The sequence below is a fragment of the Amphritea sp. genome, from assembly GCF_048266285.1.
Taxonomy (GTDB): domain Bacteria; phylum Pseudomonadota; class Gammaproteobacteria; order Pseudomonadales; family Balneatricaceae; genus Amphritea.
This window is the reverse complement of the sequence record NZ_JBLWZV010000036.1, coordinates 1-17638: the sequence shown is the minus strand read 5'-3', so window position 1 is coordinate 17638 and position 17638 is coordinate 1. Positions and strand designations below refer to the sequence as shown.

General features: G+C 47.6%; 17 protein-coding genes. 11 read left to right on the top strand and 6 right to left on the bottom strand.

Annotated features, from left to right (window positions below; all coding sequences use genetic code 11):
• Nucleotides 1–472: 472 nt before the first annotated feature.
• From ACN0T0_RS19805 to ACN0T0_RS19790, 4 genes are all read right to left on the bottom strand, one after another.
• Nucleotides 473–679 (bottom strand): cold-shock protein, encoded by a 207-nt coding sequence (locus ACN0T0_RS19805; RefSeq protein WP_091353016.1) that lies wholly within the window; start codon nucleotides 677–679, stop codon nucleotides 473–475.
• Nucleotides 680–894: 215 nt separating this feature from the next.
• On the bottom strand, nucleotides 895–2358 hold the full coding sequence (locus tag ACN0T0_RS19800; RefSeq protein ID WP_417228494.1) for a diguanylate cyclase: 1464 nt from the start codon (nucleotides 2356–2358) through the stop codon (nucleotides 895–897).
• A 202-nt stretch (nucleotides 2359–2560) separates the two neighbouring features.
• Nucleotides 2561–3682, bottom strand: coding sequence for a polyamine ABC transporter substrate-binding protein (locus ACN0T0_RS19795; RefSeq protein ID WP_417228492.1), 1122 nt, complete (start codon nucleotides 3680–3682; stop codon nucleotides 2561–2563).
• Between the two features lie 92 nt (nucleotides 3683–3774).
• Entirely contained in the window at nucleotides 3775–5121 is a 1347-nt protein-coding gene (locus ACN0T0_RS19790; protein WP_417228490.1) for a glutamine synthetase family protein, read from the bottom strand.
• 363 nt (nucleotides 5122–5484) lie between these two features.
• On the opposite strand from ACN0T0_RS19790, the gene ACN0T0_RS19785 reads away from it, so the two are divergent.
• From ACN0T0_RS19785 to ACN0T0_RS19745, 9 genes are all read left to right on the top strand, one after another.
• Nucleotides 5485–6768 carry an NAD(P)/FAD-dependent oxidoreductase gene (locus ACN0T0_RS19785; protein WP_417228488.1) on the top strand — a complete coding sequence of 428 codons (1284 nt, stop codon included), beginning with the start codon at nucleotides 5485–5487 and terminating at the stop codon, nucleotides 6766–6768.
• 114 nt (nucleotides 6769–6882) lie between these two features.
• Nucleotides 6883–7533, top strand: coding sequence for a TetR/AcrR family transcriptional regulator (locus tag ACN0T0_RS19780; RefSeq protein ID WP_417228486.1), 651 nt, complete (start codon nucleotides 6883–6885; stop codon nucleotides 7531–7533).
• Nucleotides 7534–7706: 173 nt separating this feature from the next.
• Entirely contained in the window at nucleotides 7707–8015 is a 309-nt protein-coding gene (locus ACN0T0_RS19775) for a hypothetical protein (RefSeq protein ID WP_417228484.1), read from the top strand.
• Between the two features lie 662 nt (nucleotides 8016–8677).
• Nucleotides 8678–9352 carry a TetR/AcrR family transcriptional regulator gene (locus ACN0T0_RS19770; RefSeq protein ID WP_417228482.1) on the top strand — a complete coding sequence of 225 codons (675 nt, stop codon included), beginning with the start codon at nucleotides 8678–8680 and terminating at the stop codon, nucleotides 9350–9352.
• Nucleotides 9353–9679: 327 nt separating this feature from the next.
• Complete coding sequence (locus ACN0T0_RS19765; RefSeq protein WP_417228480.1) at nucleotides 9680–10672, top strand: TRAP transporter substrate-binding protein; 993 nt, start codon at nucleotides 9680–9682, stop codon at nucleotides 10670–10672.
• Between the two features lie 65 nt (nucleotides 10673–10737).
• On the top strand, nucleotides 10738–11238 hold the full coding sequence (locus ACN0T0_RS19760) for a TRAP transporter small permease subunit (protein WP_417228478.1): 501 nt from the start codon (nucleotides 10738–10740) through the stop codon (nucleotides 11236–11238).
• Between the two features lie 37 nt (nucleotides 11239–11275).
• Nucleotides 11276–12595 (top strand): TRAP transporter large permease, encoded by a 1320-nt coding sequence (locus tag ACN0T0_RS19755; RefSeq protein WP_417228476.1) that lies wholly within the window; start codon nucleotides 11276–11278, stop codon nucleotides 12593–12595.
• 198 nt (nucleotides 12596–12793) lie between these two features.
• Entirely contained in the window at nucleotides 12794–13771 is a 978-nt protein-coding gene (locus ACN0T0_RS19750; protein ID WP_417228474.1) for a dipeptidase, read from the top strand.
• A gap of 102 nt (nucleotides 13772–13873) precedes the next feature.
• Nucleotides 13874–14407 (top strand): 4-vinyl reductase, encoded by a 534-nt coding sequence (locus tag ACN0T0_RS19745; protein WP_215952023.1) that lies wholly within the window; start codon nucleotides 13874–13876, stop codon nucleotides 14405–14407.
• Between the two features lie 55 nt (nucleotides 14408–14462).
• Here ACN0T0_RS19745 and ACN0T0_RS19740 read toward each other — a convergent pair whose 3' ends face one another.
• Both ACN0T0_RS19740 and ACN0T0_RS19735 read right to left on the bottom strand, forming a co-directional pair.
• Nucleotides 14463–14936 (bottom strand): NYN domain-containing protein, encoded by a 474-nt coding sequence (locus ACN0T0_RS19740; RefSeq protein ID WP_417228472.1) that lies wholly within the window; start codon nucleotides 14934–14936, stop codon nucleotides 14463–14465.
• A 25-nt stretch (nucleotides 14937–14961) separates the two neighbouring features.
• Nucleotides 14962–15894 (bottom strand): LysR family transcriptional regulator, encoded by a 933-nt coding sequence (locus ACN0T0_RS19735; RefSeq protein WP_417228470.1) that lies wholly within the window; start codon nucleotides 15892–15894, stop codon nucleotides 14962–14964.
• A gap of 105 nt (nucleotides 15895–15999) precedes the next feature.
• On the opposite strand from ACN0T0_RS19735, the gene ACN0T0_RS19730 reads away from it, so the two are divergent.
• Nucleotides 16000–17337 (top strand): aspartate aminotransferase family protein, encoded by a 1338-nt coding sequence (locus tag ACN0T0_RS19730; RefSeq protein ID WP_417228468.1) that lies wholly within the window; start codon nucleotides 16000–16002, stop codon nucleotides 17335–17337.
• A gap of 67 nt (nucleotides 17338–17404) precedes the next feature.
• Nucleotides 17405–17638, top strand: a 234-nt coding sequence (locus ACN0T0_RS19725) for an aldehyde dehydrogenase family protein (RefSeq protein WP_417228466.1), incomplete at its 3' end; no start/stop codon positions are given.

Below are 17638 nucleotides of genomic sequence, written 5' to 3'. Positions count from 1 at the left end.
AGAGTTTAGTGTGGACTATATGCATGCTTTGCTAGGGGCGATTACCCCGCAATATATCACTCAGGCAGAAGCTGAGCGGGCGGGCGCGTCGCTATCTGAGCAGCAGGCGAACGCTAAGGCGGGGGTGGGTAGCATCGTGTCAGTGCTGAGTGCTTGAGTTAAGCGCTTTGAGTTCTAAGTTCAGGTTTTAAGGTGGCAAAGGCTTGATGCGGGTCGGGTCTTTGTTAAGGCTGCTTTGTTGGGCTTATTGTGGCTGGCATTTTTGTTAGCGGTGCAGTTGTTGGTAGGGTTTTTATCGGGAGAGATTTTGTTGGTAGGTTTAGGTCAAGCTAGTAGATGTTTATTTAATGTTCGCTGGGGAGGAGCGTGAGGGTGCTTAGATGTGAAGGAATAACAGATACAAAAAAGACCTGATATAAATCAGGCCTTTCTCTGGTAGCAACAGATCAGAGATCTGTTAGCTTACGCGGTCTTAGATGGCAACGATGTTTTCTGCCTGTGGACCACGTTGACCTTGAGTTACAGAGAACTGTACCTGCTGGCCTTCTTCAAGAGTTTTGAAGCCATTGCTCTGGATTGCACTGAAGTGTGCGAATACGTCAGGGCCATTTTCTTGCTCAATAAAACCGAAGCCTTTGTCAGCGTTAAACCATTTAACAGTACCGGTTACAGTAGCCATGTTAGTTGTCCTATTTTATAAATAATGTTTTGCTATCAGAGATAGCGGTGACGCAGGAATTTTTACTATACATTATGGAAACAGGACGAGAAGCTGAAACAGGATCTTCGAAATGATGCATAAAAATATGGTGAATCTTCAAGCTGGGTTTAATATATACACTTTGGTTTTTTATATCAACCCTTTATTTGATTAATTATCGAGGGCCACGCTCTTTAGGTATTTGTTGTCGGAGCTTGAGGAGCCCGTTCAACCTGGTTGCGGGCCTTAGATTTAGCGCGATAGAGGGCTAAATCTGTCCGATTGAATAGATTAGCCGCTGTTTCGTTCCCGATATATTCAGCGACGCCAAAGCTGGCGGTGACGTTAAGCGTCATTGCATCGATGGTTTTTAATGTCTCTTCAATTTCTCGGCGCATCTTTTCTGCCACCTGTAACGCGTTGTCTTGCGGGCAGTTTGGCATAACGATAAAGAATTCGTCGCCGCCCCAGCGACATAGAGTGTCGGCTTGGCGCAGGTTTTGTGTGAGGATCTTGGCGACTCTCTCGAGGATGGTGTCGCCGAGTAAGTGGCCGTAACTATCGTTGAATGTTTTGAAGTGATCAATATCGACCAAAATTGTCGAAACGGGATGTTTGTGACGATCGGCAAAACTGAGTATCTGCTTAAATAGCATTTCAAATGCATGGCGGCTGGTAGCTCCCGTTAGTGGGTCGGTATTCGCCATATATTCTAAACGGCGTTGATAGCCACCGAGAACAAAGTGTTGTAACAGCAGCACCACCGCGATAACCACAAAACTAATTGCCAGATTGATCCACAGCGTAGCGGTCACCTGAGATTCGCTCTGCTCGGTATGCTCTACAATCAGGTACCAACTGAGTTCGGGGATATAACGGGTTTTGATAAGGTATTCTTTGTTGCCATTATGGTAGTTATAGGACCCCTCCGACTTGGTTAAAATAAGGGGCGCGAGCTCTTTGAGTCCGGCAACTTGGTGGATATTGCTGGCATCGTGGTATTGGCTGCCCTGTAGGGTTACTTGACCCTCTGGGTTGATGAAATAGACCCGTCGGCCATAGCGGTTTTGATATATTTCGATCAGTTCTTTAATTTTTTGGGATGCTAAGCCAACACCGATAATCCCCAGTAGCTGTCCCTGCTGATCTCTCACTTTATGATTTACAAATAGGGTCGTGGTTGAGGCATCTGCGGTATCGACGTCGAGATTAATATCAAACTCATTAGGTGTTTGGCGGCTGGTGTAATACCAGCGGTCGGCGGGTTCGGTATTCGATACTTGCTTAATAATGCCGCTGATGTGGTAATAGTTTTGTGTGTATTCAGAGACAAAAAAAGCGGTAAAGGCATTGTAGCGCTGCTGGATCGATGTCAGATAGCGTTGCATGGATGCCGGGTTGTGCTCACCCTTTTCAATCCAGTCGTGGACAAAGGTATCCTGAGCCATCAGGGAGGATACTAAAACCGGCTGGAGAAGATCTCGTTGCACTTCTGAATAGATTGTATCGCTAGTGAGGGGCAGGGTGTTGGTTTGGATATGCTGATTAAGGGATTGATTGGCGACGTAGTAACTGATCAAACTGATGGCGGTGAAGGCGATAGTGAGCAATAGGCCACTAATCAGAATGAACGAAGGTTTACGCAGGGGCAGGTTCATAGCATATCATCTGTCGATTTTAGGGTGTCGACAACCGAAGTGCCTTGGTTTGTCGAGGCGGCATTTTATCAGAAATAGTGAATATGCTCACCTTTAAAAGGTGTGAAGCCATTAAAACGCTAATTGTTATTTATTGAGGGTGTTGGGTTTCGCTAGGCAAAAAAAACCGCCCAGAGAGGGCGGTGGATTGCACTGTTGTGCTTTATTTTCCGGTCTTGATGTTCGACCAAGTTCGACTGCGAACCCGGGCTACATTGGCCGGTAGGGTGGCCGGCATATACAGTCGGTCACGGGTTTCGGCATCTGGATAGATGGCGGGGTCAGCGGTAATCTCCGGATCAACCAGCGCGGTTGATGCCGTATTAGGGTTGGCGTACCAGACATAGTTGGTGATATCGGCGATGATATCGGGGCGAAGCAGGAAGTTAATAAATTTATGTGCATTATCGGCATGCTTCGCATCTGAAGGGATCAGCAGCATATCAAACCAGATTTCGGTACCTTCTTTGGGGATGCTGTAGGCAATTTCGTTGCCATTGTTTGCCTCTTCAGCCCGGGCTTGCGACTGAAAAATATCACCGGAATAACCGACCGCAACGCAGATATCGCCATTGGCTAGGTCGTTGACATATTGGGATGAGTTAAATTGGCGCAAGTAAGGGCGCACGGCTTTGAGGGCGTTAGCTGCGGGGCTATCGTTTTTATGCGCCGCTTTGCTGGTATCGATAGATGAATAGCCGGTGTAGAGCAACGCCAGTGGATACATCTCATCGGGTGAATCAAGGAAGGTGACGCCGCATTCTGCCAACTTCTTCATGTTATCGGGGTTAAAAATGAGATCCCAGCTATCGACTGGGGCATCATCACCTAATATCGCTTTAACTTGTTGCACGTTATAACCGATACCGGTGGTTCCCCAAAGATAGGGAACGCCATATTGATTGCCCGCATCTTTGCGATCCAGTAGCTTCATTAAGCTAGAGTCTAAATTGCTCAGGTTCGAGAGCTTATCTTTCTGTAGTGGCTGAAAGATACCCGCTTTGATCTGTTGCTCCATAAAGTGGGAGCTAGGCACGACTAAATCATAACCGGAATGACCTGCTAGCAACTTGGCTTCGAGGGTTTCATTGCTGTCATATACGTCATAAATCACCTTTATGCCGGTTTCCGCTTCAAATTTAGCCAAGGTGTCTTCAGCGATATAATCCGACCAGTTGTAGAAGTTCAGCACTTCCTCTGCTTGCGCCAATGGCACAGAGGCTGCTAAGCCAAGTGTGGAAAGCTGTAACGCTTTTCTGATCAGGTAAGGTACAGTCTTTATCATTATGTTGTGCCTCGTATTGACGTGGTTAGTTATTAAGTTACAGTATTTAAAAAACCTCAGCCGGTCGTGCCGGCGAGGGTTAATGTGACTGATTAAACAGTTAATAGCAGGTATTCACGTTCCCAAGAGCTGATAACCTCATGGAAGGTTTCAAACTCTGCTCGTTTAACACCTAGATAAGCCTGGACAAACTCCGACCCCATAATTTCACATAATTCAGGGCTTTCTTCTAATAGTGATAAGCCTTCACCGAGTGAACGGGCAACTTCAACGACATCATCTTCGTCCGCCCCGAGTGTAGTGACCGGTTTGGTGGCGTTGAGTTTTTGCTTCATCCCCAGATAACCGCAGGCCAGACTGGCCGCGATGGCTAGGTATGGATTGCAATCAGAACCGGGGAAGCGGTTCTCAATTCGGGTTGCCGCTAACGGGGCAATAGGCACTCGCAAGCCGGTCGTGCGGTTATCGATGCCCCATTTAAAGTTTATCGGCGCAGCGATATCGGGTGCGAAACGACGATATGAGTTCACATTTGGTGCATAGAAAGAGATCGCTTGTGGCGTGTATTTTTGCAGCCCCCCCAGATAGTGATAGAAGCGTTCAGAGAACTGATGCTCGGCATCGCCAGCAAAAATATTCTCACCGGTTTCAATATCGATCATGCTCTGATGGATATGCATGGCGCTGCCGGGCTCATGTTGCATCGGCTTGGCCATAAAGGTGGCATACATATCATGCTTCATGGCGGTTTCACGTAGGGTTCGCTTGAAGACAAACACCTGATCGGCCAGATCAAGAGCATCCCCGTGGAGAAAGTTGATCTCCATCTGAGCCGCGCCAGACTCATGGATCAGGGTGTCCACATCGAGGCCCTGAACTTCGCAATAGTTGTACAGTGTGTCGATCACCGGATTGAATTCATTGACCGCATCAATGCCGTAGGATTGGCGCGCGGTTTCTCGGCGTCCAGAGCGTCCAGTGGCGGGTTTGAGTTCATAATCGGGATCGGTGTTTTTCTGAATAAGATAAAACTCGACCTCGGGAGCAATCACCGGACGTAGACCTTCATCTTCATACAGCTTGAGTATGCGACGCAGAACGGAACGACTAGAAAGCGGGTGCAATTGACCATCACTGGTGTAGCAATCGTTGATTACCTGAGCCGTGGGCTCATCGGTCCAAGGAACCAGTCGCAGGGTGTTTGAATCGGGAACCAAGACCATATCCCGATCCGCAGGATCGACAATATCGTAGTGATTATCGGCCCATTCGCCGGTGACGGTTTGTACCAGCAAGGTCTCAGGGATCTTGCCTCCTTTCTCAGCCAGATACTTTTTAGTGGGGTAAAATTTACCCCGGGCATTGCCAGTCATGTCTGGCAGGGTCGATTCGACCTCAGTTATCCCGTTCTCTTTGAGAAACCTTTCCACGGCTTCCATAAATCACCTACTTTGTCGTGTTAGTCTGATGGTTGCTATTTACTATAGCGGTAATACTTCTTTGTGCTGAGCTTAGTTGAAAACTCAGCAAAACGTGTCGTGATATCGCTACTGCGTGTGGTGGCAGGCGGTCACTCGTTAGTGGCTCAATTCGTATTAGTTGAGGCACATGGTTTTTCTTTTACTCGAATCATTATTCGGGTTTTAGGTTATTCTATGATTTTTACAAAATCAACATTAATTTAATTTTAAATACCGTTTTATGGGCTTGTTGTTGAATTAAATTAGAATTATTATTCGGTTTATCGCTTTTTTGTTACCCTTTTTTGTTTGATGAATGTATGTTTTATGGAACCCATGTTTATGAATGCTAACAACTGCCGACCATCATATTATGTTGACTCAGCCAATCGCCATTCTGATTATTCTCCGTTAATGGACGAGCAGCAGGCGGATGTTTGTATTATTGGCGCGGGTTATACCGGGTTGTCGGCGGCGCTGCATCTGGCTGAAAAAGGCTATTCAGTTCGCTTGCTAGAAGGTGAAACGGTCGGTTGGGGGGCTTCGGGGCGCAACGGTGGTCAGGTGTGTCAGGGGCATAATATGGGGCACGCCGAACTGACAAAGAAGATGGGGCGGGCGGCGGCCGATGCGCTGTGGCAAAGCTCGCTGGCATCGGTTGAGCTGGTTAAAACGTTAATCGGCGAGCATCAGATCAACTGTGATTTGAAACAGGGGGTGATGCATGTGGCGGCAAAGCCTGGACATGTAGCCGAGATACGCGAGAGCGTGGCCTATAAACATAAAGTGCTGGGTTACGATAAGATCCGTTTTGTCGAAGATGATGAGGTGCAAGCGATGCTCGGCACCGAACGCTACTATGGCGGTGAATATTGGCAAGATGCGCTTCATCTGCATCCGCTGAACTATGCCTTAGGGCTTGCTGCAGCGGCAACCAAAGCTGGCGTGGTGATCCATGAACATAGTCGAGTAACAGGCTATACCGCCGGTAAACAAGCGGAAGTTCGCACCGATCAAGGTGTTGTTAAAGTGAAATATATTCTGTTGGCATGTAATGGTTATTTGGATAAGTTAGAGCCGCGTGTTGCCGCTAAAATTATGCCAATCAATAACTTTATCATTGCGACAGAACCGCTCAGTGATGAGCTGTGTCAGCGTATTAACCGTGATGATGTCGCGGTAGCCGATTCTCGTTTTGTGATCAACTATTTCAAATTATCGGGCGATAACCGGCTGCTGTGGGGCGGTGGTGAAAACTACAGTCGTCATTTTCCTAAAGATATACCGAACTTTGTGCGTCCCTATATGCTGCAGTTCTATCCTGAATTGGCAGATGTAAAGATCGATTATGGTTGGGGAGGTACGTTGGCGATTACCCTCAATCGGATGCCTCATTTTGATCGATTAGAAGAAAATCTGTTTGTGGCGCAAGGGTATTCCGGTCATGGCGTGGCCTTGGCGACATTGGGCGGCAAGCTGATGGCCGAGGCGATCAGTGGTTCAGCAGAAAAGTTTGATCTGTTTACGCGAGTGCCGACGCCATCCTTTCCCGGTGGCACGTTGTTACGTTGGCCGGGACTGGTAGCGGGGATGCTGTATTATTCAATGCGCGACCGCTTTTTCTAGTCCTCATCTGTGAATGAAATAGCAGGAGAGTACCGGGTGTTTTCAGAACCTTGATGATTCAGTCTATAATGCCGTCCTGCAAGGGTCGTTGAATCAGAAGCGTTGGAAGCAAAATTGACAGATAAACGTCGGGTAAAAACAGCACAAGAGTTAGCGCCACGTAATGCGCCGGTGCAGGGGCGCTCTAAAATGCGCTCAAAACAGATTATCGATGTTACCGGTGAGCTGCTGGAGCGGGTCGGACTCGATGATCTGAATACCATTTTAATTGCCAAAGAGGTCGGTATTTCTGTCGGCTCTCTCTATCATTACTTCCCCAACAAACACGCAATTCTCTATGCGATGGGTTCACGCTGGCTCGAAACAGTTGAGGCGGCACTGGATGAGATCGATCGCTGGCCGGTTGAAACGTTACCAATGGAAACGTTGGTGGAGCGGATGTTGGCGCTAAAGTTAAAAACCTATCAGCAGCAAAAGGCGATTTTAACGCTGGTGCAGGCGATGTTTTCTGTTCCCGAACTGCGGGAGTTGGATGAGCAACACGATGAGTTGGAAATCACACGGATGGCGGCGGTGTTTAAACGCATGGGTATCAATCGCCATCTGAAAGAGCGGCAACGGTTGGGGCGTCTCTATCTTGAGGTCACTCACAGTGTCATGTTGGTGGTCGTCAACCAAAAGGGCGAACGGGCTAAGCGTACGCTGGCCGACCTAAATATGATCATTTGTAACCTATTAAAGCAATACTCAGAAGTCGGTGATTAAAGGTCGGCATCACGACGTCATCGGCGTTGCTTAAGACCACTTAGGCCTAATATGGTGATGCAGATCTTGTTATCGGTGAATCTTTCAGCAGCGAAAAGTGTGCAGTGGGGCTAAACTGAAATAACCGACATCGTTGTTATGACGACAACGACTTGGATTTTCGGGAGTCTCACATGTCACAGTATATGATTACCTATATCGGCGGTGATAAGCCTGCTACTGTAGAAGAAGGACAACAGCATTACGCGCGTTATAAAGAGTGGCTGCTCTCGCTTGGCAACTGCGTGGTAAACCCCGCAACACCGTTTAAAATGACCCAAACAGTACATCCCGATGGCCGCGTTAGCGTCGGCAGTGCGTCATTAATGTCGGGCTATACGGTCATTGAGATGGATTCTATGGCACTCGCACTGGCGGCAGTAAAAGACTGTCCCTTTCTAGAGATCAACGGCACATTGGAAGTGTCTGAGCTGATTAACTAGCATTCATCTATACAGCTATTATTCGGTCGCTAATGTCTTGGCAGACAGGTCACGCCTATTTTAAGCCGTTAAAGATAGGCCGTGATCGCGTGCAATATTAGCAGTGCGCTGAATATTAAGTGTCCGAATGCGTTAACGCATCCGTTATTGAGTGTTAATACCTCACCAAAAAGCTCATATAGCCGATAATTAGGTTTTGATGTCGTATTTTAGCGTCCATTTCTTGTGTTTTATCAATAGATCAAAAGCTTAATATCTACACTTCGAACGTGAATTTTGGCCCCATCTCGTTAGCGGTATCCACCGCGACATGTGTTTTGTTCGCTTTTTTTGAACGCCGTCAGCGGTTATTAGTTGTCGGATTTCAATTCTAGATTATGGTTGCTGTCAATCAGTAAGGCTCTCTTTTCATGATCCTTTAACGAAGGCTTGTTGTTAATCTGCTTAGCGACTATTCAGTTGTGATTTGAACTTACTCAGCAGAACAGAATGACACTCTTTCAATCCCTTGATCACTCCATGTTTAAGCGTCCCCTTAGAGAAAGGTAAACCATCAAGATGGTTAACCTAAGATTAAAAAATATTGACAATTATGTGAACACATACATACTGGAATGTATGTAAAATAAAAATAAATTGATAATTGTTATCTAGGAGTGGACATGAAAGTCGCTACACCGACACCACGAACACAGGCCCAGCGAAGTGCGGAAACACGTACTTTATTGCTAGAGGCAACAATCGATGCGCTTATCGATGTCGGCTATGCCGGTGCCAGCTCGGCTGAAATTGTCATGCGTGCTGGCGTCACACGGGGTGCTCAAGTACATCACTTTCATAGTAAAGTTGGTTTGATCACCGCCGCGACTCAATACCTGTTTTCGAGTTTTATTGATGAAGTGCAGGAGTTGGCTGTTGAAGTACGTAATTCCGGAGGGGATCTGGAATCCTTCTTACACGGTTCGTTGGAAAAGTTTTTCCATGGACGTTTCTTTTTCGCTTCGCTAGAACTCATCACCGCAGCGCGTACAGATCCAAACCTAAAAGAGAGGTTGATACCACTCATTAAAGAGTTCCACGACCAACTCGATGAGCTCTGGCTACGCTTTTTCCAAATAACGGAAGAATCTCCCGCCCGTGTAGAGATCCTTTTGAATATGACGCTTTGCCTTTTACGCGGTATGGCTGTGCAAACCGTATTGCGTGACGACCCAGACTACTATGTAGAAATTCTCGAGGCTTGGAAGACGATACTCTCATCATTCCTGATAAAGCGTGAAGAAACGCTGAAGGTTGACGGTCAGGAAGATCAACAGACCGGCAGCGAGAAGGGGTGAAGTCATGACGGAGCCGGGGCGATATAAACAGGGTAATATGTTTAAGGTCTCGGTATCGCCAGCCGCTCTTCGAATCTGTTTTACTCGATGTGACAGCACGCTGTTTCATCGACAACCTCCGCGCTGTCCTCATGATAGCGCTCAATCTCAACCTTTAACTTCTCTCTTCGCGGTCTTAAATCTCAAGGCTGCAACAATTTTGATAAGTATTTTTCACCTATTAATACTGATGTTATCTGTCAATTTTTTTCAGGGGAATGTTCCACAATTTCAAAACGTTTTTTGTATGACCAAATAGTAATAATCCTAAATAAGTTGGAGACTAAAATGAAAAAGAAAATTGGCCTTACACTTGCCGGCGCTTTACTCACAATGGGAATCAGTAGCGCAAACGCAGACGTTAAATGGGACATGTCTAACGAATATAGCAACACCTCAATACATGGTGAAGGTGATAGCTATTTTGTTAAGCGCTTGAGTGAAAAAACCGATGGTAAATTCGCCATTACGGTTCACTTTGGCGGCGCACTCGGTTTTAAATCCAAAGATCACCTTGATGCTGTAGGCGATGGTGCTGTTCAAATAGCCGATACACTTGCTGCACCTTTAGGTGGTATTGATCCTATTTTCCAGTTAACGGCTTTGCCTTTCTTGGCTAAGACACCGGAAGAAGCCAAAATTCTTTATGAGGTGGCTAAGCCTTATTACGACGCAGTATTTGAGAAAAACAATCAGAAACTTCTCTATGCTTCGCCTTGGACTCCCAGTGGTATATGGGCGAATAAACCCGTGTCTAGCATGGCGGAATTAGCCAATCTAAAAATTCGGACTTATGACGCCAACGGTACAGTTGCACTACGAGCGGCAGGTGCCGCACCGATCCAGTTAAGCTGGGGTGACGTTGTGCCGCAGCTGTCAACCGGAGGTATTGCCGCTGTACTGACATCCGCTGATGCGGGGGCGAGTGGCAAGTTTTGGGAGCACCTAAGCTACTTCACTGAAGTGAACTACGCAGTGCCTTTGAACATGGTGCATGTCAATCTCGATGCATATAACGCCCTATCTTCCGAGGAACGTCAGCAGTTACTCGATGCGGCCAAAGCAACTAGTGAGCATAACTGGAGCGCCTTAGTGGAGCGTCGTGCGAATAACTATAAGAAGCTCGAGGCGAACGGTGTCAATATCGTAACAGATGCGCCGGTCGCGTATTTGGAAGCGCTGTCGACAGCCGGTCAAACTGCGATTGATCAGTGGCTAGAAAAGGCCGGTCCGAACGGTGCGAAAATTATTGCTGATTATCGTCAACGTCTCGGTATGTAAACTGTTGTATATCGCCCCTTCGTATTTATGATGGGGCGATTTTTATATTTGTGAGAGGAGGTTTTATGAATACCTTTCAAAGTCTCGTTTACCGGCTGTCTTGCTTAGCCGCACAATTGTCAGCGGTACTGCTGGTTTATATGGTGCTGCATATTTTATTAGAGATTGTGCTGCGTAGTTTTTTTGCAACATCGACCTTTGTACTGGATGAAATGGTGGGTTATGGCGTTGCTGCGATGACATTTCTCACGCTAGGTTATGCCGCGCATGATGATGCGCTTATTCGGGTAGATGTCGTGGCCTCCAAACTGAAAGGTCGTGTGAAGTGCGGGTTTGAAGTTTTATGCCTCTCAATGACACTGGCAATGAGCTGCTATATCACTTGGTATATGTGGATTGGGGTTAAGCGTAACTGGGATCGTGGGGCTGTTAGTGAAAGTATTGCTGAGGTGCCGTTATGGATTCCCGAAGGGCTAGTATTGCTGGGCATTTTTCTATTTTCAATACAACTATTCGCACTGTTAGTTAAACGACTTACTCCTGTCAATCATGTAGCTAGCGAATGAACCAACCTTTGCCATTAATCATAAGGAAGTACCTTTTATGGATGCTTTAGTGACAGGTCTCATCGTGCTGATGTTGATTTTCTTTTTTTTAGGTTCAGGGACTTGGGTGTTTGCCGGTCTTTTAATGGTCGGTGTCACTGGGCTGGCTCTGTTACTGGATTTTTCTCCTCAACGTATTGGCGTGATCCTTTCTAAAATAATGATCCGCAGTGCTAGTTCATGGGAGTTAGCTGCCATCCCGATGTTTGTTTGGATGGGAGAACTAATATTTAGAACCGATATTTCTGATCGTCTGTTTAGGGGGTTAACGCCGTTGGTTAACCGTATTCCAGGCGGTCTGTTACACACCAATGTGCTCGGTTGCACACTGTTTGCCGCTGTCAGTGGCTCGAGTGCCGCAACAACGGCCACCGTGGGTAAGATTACAACCAGCGAACTTGCCGCGCGTAACTATGACGTGAATCTATCGATTGGCTCGTTGGCGGGTGCAGGCAGTCTTGGTTTGTTGATACCACCTTCGATTGTGATGATTATTTATGGTGTCTTAGCGGAAGTGTCCATTAATAAACTATTTGCTGCTGGTGTTTTACCTGGGCTGCTCATTGCTGGCTTATATTCAGGTTACATCATTTATCGTTGTGTGCGTCAGCCGGAATTGGCTCCACGTTCTTCAGAGGGATATTCTTTCGTTCAAACGCTGCAGGGCATCTGGTTGTTAATGCCTATTCTGTTATTAGTCGGCGTTGTTCTGGGTTCAATATACAGTGGTTTGGCAACACCGTCTGAAGCGGCAGGGGTTGGCGTTGGTGCAACGATGCTGTTGATTATTGTTACGAGGCAATTCAGTTGGACTATTTTTACAGAGTCCTTGATGGGAGCCGTAAAGGTTTCTTGCATGGTGTGTTCTATCTTGGTGGCGGCCGCGTTTTTGTCGACAGCAATGGGCTATTTACACGTGCCTCAAGATCTGGCTCATGCCATCGGTAGTCTTGGTTTGTCACCCTATGTACTGATTCTAATTCTTGCCCTGTTTTACATCATGCTAGGCCTGTTTCTGGATGGTATATCGATCACAGTAATGAGCTTACCGATTACCTTGCCGTTGATTTTGCAGGCCGGTTTCGACCCGCTCTGGTTCGGTGTGTTTTTGGTGGTGATGGTCGAACTGGGCCAAGTGACGCCGCCGGTCGGTTTTAATCTATTCGTGATGCAAAACCTGACAGGACATCCGATCGGTAGAGTCGCGCGCGCCGCCGCTCCATTCTTTATTCTGATGAGCATCGCAGCGGTCATACTGACAGCAGTGCCTGAATTGGCACTTTGGTTGCCGGCAACGCTGTTTGATACTGTTCCATAAGGGATAGATGGTCATGGTGTATGAAAAGTAGAGGGCTTATGGTGATGTTGCTAAATCATTAATGGGCCGTCAGCATAAAATACAGGCTGTACTCTTTGAGCGGTTTTGTGTTGTTGGCGGTTTCCATAGAGCAGCACAGATGAGTTTTAAGTAAGTTCTCCGGTCGTGACCGGAGTATTGAGTAAAAGGATAAAACGAATGAACGCAGCTGATCTACACAAGGACGCCATTGTTATTGATGGTTTGATCTGCGCCAAATGGGAACGCGCGCTGTTTGAAGATATGGCGAAAGGCGGCCTGACAGCGGCGAACTGTACCGTAGCCTTTTGGGAAAATTTTGAAGGCACGGTGCGCAATATCGTTGAGATGAATAACCTGATCGAAGAGAGCAGTGATCTGCTGATCAAGGTACGCACCACCGAAGATATCAAACGCGCGAAGCGGGAAGGTAAAACCGGTGTGATGATGGGCTTTCAAAATGCTAATCCGTTCCAAGATCAGATCGGCTACGTTAAGGCGTTTAAAGATCTGGGCGTGGGCATTGTGCAGATGTGCTACAACACCCAGAACCTCGTTGGCACTGGCTGCTATGAGCGTGATGGTGGTTTGTCCGGTTTCGGCCGTGAGATCGTCGCTGAGATGAATAAACATGGCTTACTGTGTGATTTATCCCATGTGGGCCCAAACACAGCGAAAGAGGTGATCGACGAATCCAAACAGCGGGTTTGTTATTCCCACTGCCTGCCGTCGGGTTTGAAAGTGCATCCCCGTAACCGTAGCGATGAAGAGCTGAAGTATATTGCGGGTAAAGGCGGCTTTGTCGGCGTCACCATGTTTACCCCCTTCCTGAAGGCCGGTGTTAACGCCACCATCGATGATTACGTTGAAGCGATTCAATACATTTATAACCTCGTGGGTGAAGATGCGATCGGTATCGGCACAGACTTCACCCAAGGCCACGGCCACGATTTCTTTGAATACCTAACCCACGATAAAGGTTATGCCCGTCGTTTGACTCGCTTTGGCGAGATCGTTAATCCGAAGGGTATCCGCACCGTGGGTGAGTTTCCTAATCTCACTGAAGCGCTGTTACGCCACGGTTTCTCTGAAACCCAAGTACGCAAGATTATGGGCGAGAACTGGGTGACACTGTTGAAAGATGTTTGGGGCGAGTAAGTAGACTGAGCTTAACAACAGAATCACAGTATTAAAGATAGCTCAGCCGACACGAGCGGCTGAGATAAACAGAATCGATAGAGAGTTTTGAGGTAGAGAATCATGAGTGGACACGCACCTGAAATGCCAATTGTTGTTGATGATGAAACCGGAGTATGGACGACCGATGCACTGCCGATGCTGTATGTGCCACGCCACTTTTTTGTTAACAACCATATGGGGATCGAAGAAGAGATCGGTGCTGAACGTTATGCCGATATTCTTTATAAAGCGGGTTATAAATCCGCTTATTACTGGTGTGAAAAAGAAGCCGAAGAGCATGGTCTCGAAGGTGCGGATATCTGGCATCACTATCTGAAACGTCTGTCTCAGCGGGGTTGGGGATTCTTTATCACCGAAGCGCTGGATGTTGAAGCGGGTACGGCCACCGTTCGTTTAGAAAACTCCTGCTTCGTTTACCAGTACGGCAAGGTGAATCGCAAAGTGGATTATATGTTTACCGGTTGGTTTGCCGGTGCGCTGGACCAGGTTGCCGAGAGTTTAGGCTATCCGGTTCGCACGCAATCTGAACAAACACAGTGCGCCGCCGAAGAGGGTTGCGAGGTGGGTTATTTTGAAGTGACTCCGCTAGCCTAGCTGACAAAATGGCTCGTCAGTTTTTTTGAGCTGAAGGGCCATGAGTTTCTTGCTGTTAAAGCAATAGATCTTGATCGATAGGAAAAAACTCACTGGCCGAATTGACCAGCGAGTTCGCGGTTAATGCTGGCACGCCATAAACCACGGCGTTGACGCCATATTTGAGTTTTACCCTTTCTAGCAATAGATCAAAATCCCCATCCCCCGATAGTAAAACTACAGTATCTACCTCGGGTGCGGTATCCATCACGTCGATGGCGATTCCTACATCCCAGTCACCTTTGGCCGAGCCATCACTGCGTTGGATATAGGGTTTGAGTTTGATATCGAAGCCAATATGTTTCAGGGCGTTTTGAAATTTGAGTTGGTTGTCATCACCACGATGAATCGCATAGGCGGTAGCTGCAACAATCTCACCCTGTTGGCTGATCTTTTGCCATAGTTTGCGGTAGTTAAACTGTCGCCCATAGGCCTGCCGCGTGGTGTAGTAAATGTTTTGCACATCAGCAAAAATCGCGATTCGGTTCACAGCCTGTCCTTTTGGTGGTCGATGTTTAAATGGTGCTCAATGATTGCTTTTCTAACTCTTCAATAAAGGCATCACGGATCAGGTTGTTGCGGGCGCCTTTGCGGGTGATGACCGAGTAGTGGGTGGTAAAGCTGCGTTGCAGGGGCTGAATCGCTTTAAGGCGGTTCTCTCTGATCCACTGTTGGGCATAGTGAGTCGGTAAAAAACCAATATAGCTACCACTGAGGATCAGAAAGGCAATACCTTCACGGTCGGTTGAGCTAGCGCTGGCTTTGAGTATCGCTTGCTGCTGTTTGATGTCCGCCGATTGTGGATAGGCGGGCAGTACCGCATCATATTGGGCAAGCTGTTCATCTGTCAGCGAGTCGTTGTCTTGGGTAAACAGTGAATGTTTATTGCTGCAGTACAGCAGAGACTGTTCATCATAGAGTGGCAGGTAATTCAGGCCCGGCAGGGAGCGCTGTTCGGATACCACACCGACCAATAACTGACCATCGAGTACGCCTGATTCAATATCTTTAGGCGGGATCATCCGAATATTGATAATCACGTCTGGGCCTCGTGCTTTGAGCGCCGCCAGTGCGCGGGTGATGCGCATTTGTGGCACGGTGACCATATTGTCGGTGATACCGATATTGAGTTCGCCCTTGAGTTCGGTATTGATCGCGTTGATCCGAGCGCGAAAATTTTCCAAGTCACCAAACAACTGGAGCGTGGCGTCATAGGCTTCTTCGCCCTGTTCGGTAAGGGCAAATCCGGCTCGGCCTCGATTACACAGGCGCATATTCAAGAGACTCTCGAGTTCTGATATCGCCAGACTGATGGCGGGGCGGCTGATATTTAATTCGACTTCGGCGGCAGAAAAACCACCGCTTTCAACCACGGCCTTGTAGATACGCAGCAGACGAATATGGGCATCACCGAGTTGGCGGGGTAACAGATTTTCTGAACGGCTCATTTTTAGGTAATCTTATAGTTAACTTTGAATAAATATTTGTAGATTTAATAAACTTAATCCTTGGCGATAATAGAGTCAACAAGTGAATAACCTGAGATGAATATTATGACTGATAATCAGTATCGTTGTGGGCTTTCCCAAGAGCAGCTTGATGCCCATTGGATGCCTTTTACGGCTAACCGAAGCTTCAAACAAGACCCTCGACTGATTGTCGCTGCCGAGGGGAATTACTACACCGCTGCAGACGGTCGTAAGGTTTTCGATGGACTGTCCGGTTTGTGGAACTGTGGTGCTGGCCATAGCCGTCCAGAGATTAGTGAAGCAGTGAGCAAGCAAGTTAAAGAGTTGGATTACTCTCCGGCCTTTCAGTTTGGTCATCCTAAATCCTTTGAACTGGCCCATCGTATTACTGAGTTGATGCCTGATGGGCTTAACCGGGTGTTCTTTACCGGGTCGGGTTCTGAGTCAGTTGAAACGGCACTGAAAATCGCTCGGGCATACTGGCGCAAGAAAGGCCTAGCGAGCAAAACGCGCTTGGTCGGTCGGGCACGGGGATACCACGGTGTTAACTTCGGTGGTATCAGCGTCGGCGGTATCGGACCAAACCGCGCTATCTATGGTCAGGGTATCGATGCAGTACATATCCCGCATACCCTGCTGAAAGAAAATGTATTTACCCGTGGCATGCCTGAAACCGGCGCCCACCTGGCGGATGAGTTAGAACAGCAGATCGCGATCCATGATGCGTCCAATATTGCCGCGGTGATTGTTGAGCCGATGGCAGGTTCTACCGGTGTTATTCCACCACCGGTTGGCTACCTGAAACGACTGCGTGAGATCTGCGATAAACACAACATCTTACTGATTTTTGATGAAGTCATTACCGCGTTTGGCCGTATGGGCGCCAACACCGGTGCGGAAGCCTTTGGTGTAACCCCAGATCTGATGACCGTTGCTAAACAGCTGACTAATGGCGTTATTCCGATGGGGGCGGTGATTGCGAAGCAGGGTATTTACGATACCTTTATGGCCGATGCAGGCCCTGAGTATATGTTGGAACTGCCACACGGCTATACCTATTCGGCCCATCCGGTCGCGTGTGCGGCGGGTTTAGCCTCGTTGGATATTCTGGCCAATGACAAACTGATTGAGCGTTCTAAATCGATTGCGCCACAGTTTGAAGAGATGGTGCATAGTCTCAAAGGCACACAGTATATCGCTGATATTCGCAACTGTGGCCTAGCCGCAGGATTGACCATCGAAGCGGCACCGGGTGAACCTGCTCTGCGTCCGCATCAGATCGCCATGAAGTGTTGGGAAAAAGGCTACTATGTCCGTCACGGTGGCGATACCATCCAATTGGGTCTGCCATTTACCGTCGAAGCCGAAGAGATCGACGGGTTGATCAACGCATTGGGCGAGTCGATTCAAGAATTAAGTTAACGTCATTTATAACTAAATTTAGCTGCACCTTAGGTGCAGCGTTTAAAAAGAATAAAGAGATAAAATTATGACTGTTGTAGGCCATTTGATTAATGGCGAGATGCGCACAGATGCGGCTCGCACACAAGCAATATTTAACCCGTCGACGGGTGAAGAGAGCAAGCAGGTTGCACTGGCATCTGTAGCCACCGTTGAAGAGGCGATTGCCGCTGCGGAGCAAGCGTTCCCCGCATGGCGTAATACGCCACCGGCGAAACGTGCCCAAGTAATGTTTCGTTTTAAAACATTGCTAGAAGAAAAT